Annotated in this window: 1 protein-coding gene; it reads left to right on the top strand. The window is 41.8% G+C overall.

The genetic code is table 11. The features are described 5' to 3' along the window. Positions 1–57: 57 nt before the first annotated feature. Positions 58–285 (top strand): beta-eliminating lyase-related protein (locus tag AAEY72_RS14520; RefSeq protein WP_352311226.1); only part of this gene is annotated, 228 nt, incomplete at its 3' end.

Genomic DNA, 285 nt, shown 5'->3' with positions numbered 1-285 from the left:
CTACACGTGAGCAAATTTGCGAAGAACTCGAATAATAATATAGTAAGGATTAACCCTATGATAGATTTTCGCTCAGATACGGTAACTAAACCCTCTAAAGCTATGCGCGATATAATGTATAACGCCCCTGTAGGCGATGACGTATATGGCGATGATGAAAGTGTTAACCAACTAGAAGCATATGCATGTGAGCGCTTTGAATTTGCGGAGGCACTTTTTTGTAGCTCAGGTACTCAAGCTAACTTATTGGCGTTAATGGCACATTGTGAGCGCGGAGACGAATAC

Source organism: Psychrobacter sp. W2-37-MNA-CIBAN-0211, from assembly GCF_040309405.1.
GTDB classification, from domain to species: domain Bacteria; phylum Pseudomonadota; class Gammaproteobacteria; order Pseudomonadales; family Moraxellaceae; genus Psychrobacter; species Psychrobacter glaciei.
This window is presented reverse-complemented; position numbering and strand designations above follow the sequence as displayed.